Origin of the sequence: Blautia intestinihominis (assembly GCF_040096655.1) — a bacterium.
GTDB classification, from domain to species: Bacteria; Bacillota; Clostridia; order Lachnospirales; family Lachnospiraceae; genus Blautia_A; species Blautia_A intestinihominis.
Genome location: NZ_JBBMEI010000120.1, coordinates 1 through 6343, shown reverse-complemented (window position 1 = coordinate 6343; position 6343 = coordinate 1). Strand labels below are relative to the sequence as shown.

Below are 6343 nucleotides of genomic sequence, written 5' to 3'. Positions count from 1 at the left end.
GCTCCACTTGCGGCTCGTAAGTTTCCTGACTTTCTTCATTACTTTATCCAATGACTTTTTCGGAACTTTCATCCTATGTTTCTTTTCCTGAAATTGATAATAAAAAGCAAATCCCAGATATTGTATTTCGGTAGGTCTGCCTATTCTACTCTTGTCCTTGTTCACTTTTAACCGCAGGACATTCTCAATATATTTCGTGACTGATTTCATTACTCGTGTCGCAGCTTTTTCACTTCTGACAAGAATAATACAGTCATCTGCATATCGTACAAATCTAAGTCCCCGACTTTCAAGTTCCCAATCCAGTTCATTTAACAGTATATTTGCAAGAAGCGGCGAGATATTTCCTCCTTGTGGGGTTCCAATCTCTGTTTCTTCCATTTGTTCTCCGACCATGACTCCACTTGCCAGAAATTTTCGGATTAGTGAAAGTGTTTTCCCATCCTTGATTTCTTTGTTCAGAATAGATATCATCTTATCATGTTCTACTGTATCAAAGAACTTTTCCAGATCAATATCAACGACCCAGTTATATCCCTCATTCATGTATTCAGCCGCTTTTAACACTGCCTGTTGTGCACTCTTTCCAGGTCTGAATCCATAACTGTTTGTATGAAATTTCCGTTCATATATAGGTGTTAATACCTGTGCAGCCGCCTGTTGAATCATGCGGTCTGTAACTGTAGGTATTCCAAGTTTTCGCTTACTTCCATTATCTTTAGGAATCTCCACCCTTTTTACTGGCATTGGTTTATATGACTGATTTCTTATACTCTCTCTGAGTTGATGACCATTTACTTTCAAATGAGAAAACAGGTCATTACATTCCATTCCGTCTATCCCTGCCGCACCCTTATTCTTTATTACTTGTTTATAAGCACGGTTCATATTTTCATTTGACAGAATGTCATCTATAAATATTCTTTGTTTCTCCATGCGTTGTTTCCTTTCCCTTTCGTGAGCTTCAACCACATAGTACTTGTGGTACCCCTCTCGGCATGTGTATTGTCAAAAACTCTCAATTGGGACTTACTCCAACTGATTAACTGTTCCGTCCTTCGCTCCATCCCCATTACAGAGACTTCTTCACTACTATGACGTCTGCTGACTTCCTATGGTTCGTTGTTACTATGGCTAATGATACCACCCATAGGATCTCCCACGGTTAAAAACGTCATCTTTCCCATCATCTATCCGCCATGTCTACTACCAGTCTTTTGTTAGCTATCGGACTTCAACCTGTTCAGCGGTCTTATCCAGACTGTAAGCCTTATACATGATTTCTGTTCGTCGGACCAATGGTTTGCCTCAGGCTTCCTTCAGATTCCACTTTACAGTGGACACCCTTGCCATATTGACTATGCGCTTCCCGCTAACGGGTACGCTTAGGACTTTCACCTTTAAGAATAACGTTCGCGCCGGGCGAACTGAACTACTCGGCAACTGAGTTACCAGAGCATCTGAAATCTGGCGGGATACCGCCTTTTTTCAGGGTGCGTCCATAACACCAATACTGCTTGCCTTTCGGCTATACAGCTACTTTTATTATTTCTGGATTTTTTAGTCCGGTTACGGACAGTTCCTTCTGTTTTCCGGATACGGAAAGATATTTCCGCAGGATATTAAATGCACCTACTGCATCTGCGTTAAATCTTATTCCATCAGTTATATACATACCACGTTCTTTTCGATTTGATGCTTCTGCATGTCTTTTTGATACTTCTGGTGATAACGGGCTGCACTGGCTGGTATAGCTTTCCTCCTGTTTTATCAATTGTATTCCATACAGTTTCAGCTTATATTCCAGCATGATATACAGCCTGTTATATGGCAGGCTGTGAAACTTCTGGTTGGTCATATGCCCCATATCTTTTTCTTTGCGGATATTTCGGATATCCCCCACAACCACACAGCGGATATCTTCTTTTCTGCAGTATTCTGTAATCCATCTGGTCACTTTGTGGAGATAATCCTTCACTGCATTCTGCTTTTTCCTGTAAAGTCTCTGGATATGTTTCGATGATTTTGGATATTTTATTCCTCTTTTCGATTGCTGTGCATACCATCCGGACTGCACTCTGGCTATTTCTTTATGAAAATATCTTTCCAAAGAAAGATATTTTCTTCCCAGAATAAAAGTCCTGCCATTTCCAGAATCATAACAGGTCATCAGATTATGAAGTCCCAGATCAATCGATAAATAATGTCCATTCTGAGAAAGCCGTTCCGGCTCTTCAATCTCATAAATGACAATAAGGTCGCATTTTCCGTTTTTTGGTGGATAGATCCGCAGCTGTTTTATATGATCCATGTTCCTGAAAATCTTATTTTCAAGATATAGAAATTTTTCATGGATCCCATAGGTTTCTTCCATATAGCTTTTCAGATCCTTTGGCAGAGACAGCCGCAGCTGGTCTGAGCCTTTCTCATGCCGGATCCCCATCTGCATGTATGTGACCGGTATACTATCCTGTTTAAAACGGGGCGGATTTGGCTCTTTGACCCCTCCGGTCTTTTTCAGGACATAAAAAGATTTCCATGCTTTGTCCAACTGCTTGCAGGTCTCCTGTGCTGTCTGTGACGGCAGCTGTCTGTACCACTGATCTCCTTTATGTGCTTTTTTCTGATAATACCAGTCAGGATACTTTTCCAGTCCCAGTTCTTTATAATGATGGCGTTCATAGTTGCAGACATTCCAGAGTTTAGAAGCTGCATAACACATATGCCCTATAATGTTGGAATATTCCTGACTGATCTTTAAGGATGTTTTATGTGACAGCAACATCTCCATTCTCCTTCTGGTTCATAGATTCTATTACATTTATATTATAGCACAAAATGCTCTTGATTTTCAACGCAGATCTGACCCGCTTTCTTCCGAAAACAAATACAAGAATCAGGAGATATAAGAAATAAATTTTTGTTGTTATATTTTTGTGCGGATACGCACAATCCTACGCTTTCATCTCGGTAATTGAATTGCCGAGGATTCCCGCTTATTGTCCTAAAAAAAGCCAGAACTCCCACACACAAACACCACAGTATTGTGATAAGAAAATAATGGCTTAGTTTTTTGATCTGCAAATTTCCCGTCAGCACTGTAAATCCCCCCAGATCATCAAAAATGATTAGCTTTATTATACGCTTTCAGGCAATATGCTGTCAATTTTTTTAATAAAATAACTTTATATATGCAAATTCATCAAAAAAACTGGAATAATTTTTATTACAATTTTTGTCCGATCCATGGTATACTTACTGTAAAAACAGGTACAAAGAAGGAATAACTATGAAATACAAAGACGAGATAAAAATTGGAATCATGACTGCATGTTTCTGCTGTGCGATGGTTATGGTCTATGCTGTTGTCCCCAAGGATGCCAGTATTCTCCGGGCACGTGCCACCAGCACCTTTAAGGAAGCACCCGAGACAGCTGCCGAGGCAGAAGCCGAGAAGCAGTCCGAAGCGGAGGATGCCGGATTTACGATCTATTCCGAGGACAGCAATTATGACTACGATACCTCTGATGATTCCGGAAGTTCTGACACATCCTCCTCTGATGCAGATACCACCCAGAATGATGATGAAAGTTCTGATGTTTCCCATGATGATAACACTTCTTCGGATGATTACATCAACGAAGACGATAACTCCGGTGATTACAATACTTCCGATCAGATCACTTATCCGACCGATGACGGATCCGACTCTTCTTATGATGACAGCAGTTCCGATGATGTCCAGACCGATTATGACACCGGTGGTTCCGATTCTTCGGATGATTCCTCCGGCTCGTTTGAGGAGAATCTTGTCCAGGAAGAAACTTATTATTAAGAGCCCAATATTTTACGAAGAAAAGGCGACCGACATGAGCTGTTTCATGTCAGCCGCCTTTTTCTTTACGGAAGAACGATTCAGACAGAAAATTTTTACAAAACTTTTCTTCCATTTACTGTCAGCTTAAAAGTTGTCCCAAGAATTTCAGCAGACTTCCTGCAGAACATCATTCTTCCAAGAAAGATTTCAAAATAATCGTACATAGAACAAATATTTTCATCAATCTGAAGGTTTAGTGCGATCACAGATTTTTCTTCATCTATCTTAAGTTTCGAATCTGTAACTGCATAATTTACGCGGTCATGGATATCAAATGCTGATTTTTCTTTCTGACGCACCCGGCTTCTTCTGACATCTGTTTTATCAGCTATAACAAAGGCCACTGATATAACATCTATTCTCGCTCCTCTTTCGATTATTATTCTTACTTCGAAAGTCATCATAACACTTCTATTGTCCGTAAACTATCAATCTTCGCTTAAATTATTGTAAAATTATCACGATTCACGCCCTTGGAAAACCTGAACAGACAAAAAAAGACTTCTACTGTATGTTGTCTGTTCAGTAAAAGTCTCTTCTTTAAAGAATCAACTCTTCATTTGAAAATAATTCTGCAACCGCGCTCTCATATACGATGCATTTTTCACTTTTTTTGATTTTTTTGAGATATTTTTTATTGTTTGCAAACAGCGGTCCCATATAAAACCAGAGTTCTTTCATCTTAAAAAGAACGTTGCGGTCGCCGGAAACTTCTGCGCGATATGTATGATACACCAGATCATGGAACTTCCGAAGTTCCGCCTTGGTAAGAGCCTGTCCACCCCTTATCTCTCTTGCAAGGGCAGGATTCGTAAGCGTACCTCTGCCGCTCATGACTGCATCAAGTTCCGGAAATCTCTCACAGATTCTCTGATGATCCTCCACGCAGAAAATATCACCATTATAGCAAACCGGATTTGTACTCATCGCAAAAGCTTCTGCAAACATTTCCAGATTTGGAGTATTTTTGTAAAAATCCTTCTGCACACGCGGATGGATAATGAGTTCTTTCATCGGGAATTTATTATACAGTTTCATCAATTCAGGAAATTCCGATGCATCTTCCATTCCCAGCCGTGTTTTGACGGAGATCTGAATATTGCACTTCGCAAAGATCTCATCCAGAAAACGTTCCAGTTCCTCAGGTCGGTCAAGAAATCCGGCGCCGCAGCCCTTGGTCACGACAGTTTTGGACGGACAGCCAAGATTTAAGTTGACTTCCTGGTAGCCGTATTCACTGAGAAGTTCCACTGTTCGGATAAAATCCTCTGCCTTCTTCGTAAGGATCTGAGGAACTGCATACATTCCCTCATTATTCTCCGGCAGCAGGTCTTTCTTTTCCCTTCCGCTTAAGTTGAGATTCTGCTTGGCACGGATGAACGGGATAAAATATTTGTCAAATCCATCAAAGCATTCAAAAAGAGCCTTACGATATACATAATTCGTGATTCCCTCTAACGGGGCAAGATAAATCTTCATTCGTTTTCTTCCAGTGTTCCCAGATAGTAGAAGCCTCTGCATTCATCCAGATGGACTCTGACATATTTGCCAAGGAGGGATTCATTTCCCGGGAAATGTACCAGCAGATTATATTCCGTTCTTCCGGTAAAAATTCCCTTCTCTTTGCTTTCTTCCTCTACGAGAACTTCCTGCACGCTTCCCTCAAATCTGGAGGAACGTCTGCGGCCTTCCTGCTGTACCAGGGCAAGAAGACGGTTGAATCTTTCTTTTGCCACATCCTGCGGTACCTGATTCTCCATAGCTGCTGCAGGTGTATCGCTTCGTTTGGAATACAGGAAAGTAAAGGCTGTATCATAGCCACATTTGGCAACAACATCCAGTGTCTCCTGGAAATCCTCCTCTGTCTCACCAGGGAAACCAACAATAATATCTGTTGTCAGGGAAATATCCGGGATTGCTGTGCGGATACGGTCTACCAGATCCAGATACTTCTCTTTGTCATAGCGGCGGTTCATCACCTTCAGAATACGGCTGCTGCCGGACTGAAGCGGAAGATGGAGATGATGACAGATCTTTTTGCTCTTTGCCATCGTCGCGATCAGTTCATCGGAAAGATCCTTCGGATGGGAAGTCATGAAACGGATTCTTTTGAGTCCCTCGATATCTTCCAGCATTTCCAGAAGCTGTGCAAAAGTAACCGGATTCTCCAGTGTCTTGCCATAAGAGTTTACATTCTGTCCAAGAAGCATGACTTCGGAAACGCCGTCCGCTGCCAGACGTTTTACTTCCTTGACGATTGCCTCCGGTTCACGGCTGCGCTCACGGCCGCGAACATACGGCACGATACAGTAGCTACAGAAGTTATTGCAGCCAAACATGATGTTGACACCGGATTTGAAAGTATAGTTTCTCTCTGTCGGCAGATCCTCCACGATCTGATCTGTTCCTTCCCAGATATCAACAATCTGCTGTTCAGACTGCTGCATATCATAAAACAGCTCGGCA

The 6343-nt window shown here is 41.5% G+C and carries 6 protein-coding genes; 1 reads left to right on the top strand and 5 read right to left on the bottom strand.

From position 1 onward, the window contains the following. Together ltrA and WMO75_RS18520 are read right to left on the bottom strand one after the other, a co-directional pair. A partial coding sequence (gene ltrA / locus WMO75_RS18525) for a group II intron reverse transcriptase/maturase (protein WP_349078711.1) occupies nt 1-936 on the bottom strand: 936 nt, incomplete at its 3' end. Between the two features lie 592 nt (nt 937-1528). Then, entirely contained in the window at nt 1529-2785 is a 1257-nt protein-coding gene (locus WMO75_RS18520; RefSeq protein WP_349078710.1) for an RNA-guided endonuclease InsQ/TnpB family protein, read from the bottom strand. Between the two features lie 504 nt (nt 2786-3289). Here WMO75_RS18520 and WMO75_RS18515 point away from each other — a divergent pair. Then, on the top strand, nt 3290-3835 hold the full coding sequence (locus tag WMO75_RS18515) for a hypothetical protein (protein ID WP_227222732.1): 546 nt from the start codon (nt 3290-3292) through the stop codon (nt 3833-3835). A 95-nt stretch (nt 3836-3930) separates the two neighbouring features. Here WMO75_RS18515 and WMO75_RS18510 read toward each other — a convergent pair whose 3' ends face one another. From WMO75_RS18510 to miaB, 3 genes are all read right to left on the bottom strand, one after another. After that, on the bottom strand, nt 3931-4176 hold the full coding sequence (locus tag WMO75_RS18510) for a hypothetical protein (RefSeq protein WP_330427716.1): 246 nt from the start codon (nt 4174-4176) through the stop codon (nt 3931-3933). 241 nt (nt 4177-4417) lie between these two features. Further along, complete coding sequence (locus tag WMO75_RS18505) at nt 4418-5356, bottom strand: tRNA dihydrouridine synthase (protein ID WP_349078708.1); 939 nt, start codon at nt 5354-5356, stop codon at nt 4418-4420. Further along, nucleotides 5353-6343, bottom strand: a 991-nt coding sequence (gene miaB / locus WMO75_RS18500) for a tRNA (N6-isopentenyl adenosine(37)-C2)-methylthiotransferase MiaB (RefSeq protein WP_349078706.1), incomplete at its 5' end; no start/stop codon positions are given. The genes miaB and WMO75_RS18505, both read right to left, overlap by 4 nt.